2 pseudogenes are annotated in these 1,407 nt (G+C 68.2%); both read left to right on the top strand.

Going from position 1 to position 1,407, the window contains the following annotated elements:
• A pseudogene (locus QMZ92_RS35855) lies at positions 1 to 173 on the top strand (IS5 family transposase); the annotation flags it as partial.
• 90 nt (positions 174 to 263) lie between these two features.
• A pseudogene (locus QMZ92_RS35850) lies at positions 264 to 1,238 on the top strand (IS701 family transposase); the annotation flags it as partial.
• Positions 1,239 to 1,407: the final 169 nt, after the last annotated feature.

Raw genomic sequence — 1,407 nt, 5'->3', positions numbered from 1 at the left:
CCCACGGTGGCCGGCCGCTGAAGTTGGACAAGGACGACTACAAGCAGCGCCACGCGGTGGAGTGCGGAATCAATCGCCTCAAACGGCACCGTGCGGTCGCCACGCGATACGACAAGCTCGCCGTCCGCTACGAAGCGACCGTACTGGTCGCAGCCATCAACGAGTGGCTGTGACCAGCACTTTCGAAACGCACCCTAGTAGTGCTTGGTCAGGTTCACTCGCCGGTGGCGTGTCCGTTTGATCGCTTGTTCCGTTGACCTGTTGTGATGAGTGGGGAGCTTGCCGCGGTCCGGTGTGATCTGGAGGACTTCGCGGCAGAGATGTTCGAGCCGTTCGCGCGGGCGGATCAACGCCGGTGGGGAACGGTCTATCTGCGGGGCCTGCTGCTGGACGGGCGGCGCAAGTCGGTGGAACCGATGGCCGCCCGCCTGGGCGAGGACGGCAACCGGCAGGCCCTGGCGAACTTCATCACCACCAGTCCGTGGGACGCGGCGCATGTCCGCGCCCGACTGGCCTGGCGGATGCAGCAGGTGGTCAAGCCGACCGCGCTGATCGTGGATGACACAGGCTTCCTCAAGGACGGGGACGCCTCGGCGTGTGTGGCCCGGCAGTACACCGGCACCGCGGGCAAGGTCACCAACTGTCAGGCCGGGGTGTCCCTGCACCTGGCCTCCGACGACGCGTCGGCTGCTGTCGACTGGCGTCTGTTCCTGCCCGAGAGCTGGGATCCCGCCTCGTCCAAGGCCGATCCGGGCAAGGTGGCCCGCCGCACCACGTGCGGCATCCCCACCGACGTCGGACACGTCGAGAAGTGGCAGCTGGCCCTGGACATGATCGACGAGACCAGGTCGTGGGGCATCGACGTCCCGATCGTCGTCGCCGACGGCGGTTACGGCGATACCGCAGCCTTCCGGCTGGGCCTGGAAGAACGCGGGCTCGGCTACGCGGTCGGCATCTCCACCACGACCACCGCCCACCCGGAATCGGCACGGCCGCATACCCCGCCCTACGGCGGTCGCGGCCCTCGACCCCAGCCGGTTTATCCCGAGGCGGCCAGGACGGTGAAGAAGCTGGTCCTCGAGGCCGGCAAGCAGACAGCCCGGCCGGTGCAGTGGCGGGAAGGCTCCCGCCCGGGCAGCGGCCGCAGCGGCGTCAAGCGCAAGTACTCCCGCTTCGTGGCCCTGCGCGTGCGGCCCGCCGGACGCGAGATCCGCAAAGCCTGCGACGGCCCGGACCTGTGAGGATGATCCTTTGGAGTGGACACCCTGACAATGGATCTTGATGGTCCAGGGAGGGATGTTCAGGTGGGACGCAAGTCTCCGTATCCGGAGGAGTTCAGGAAGGACGCGGTCGCGCTCTACCGGGCCGCGGCCGGGAAGCGGACGTATGCGGCGGTGGCGGCGGATC

The sequence above is a fragment of the Streptomyces sp. HNM0645 genome, from assembly GCF_030056615.1.
Lineage (GTDB): Bacteria > Actinomycetota > Actinomycetes > Streptomycetales > Streptomycetaceae > Streptomyces > Streptomyces marianii.
This window is presented reverse-complemented; position numbering and strand designations above follow the sequence as displayed.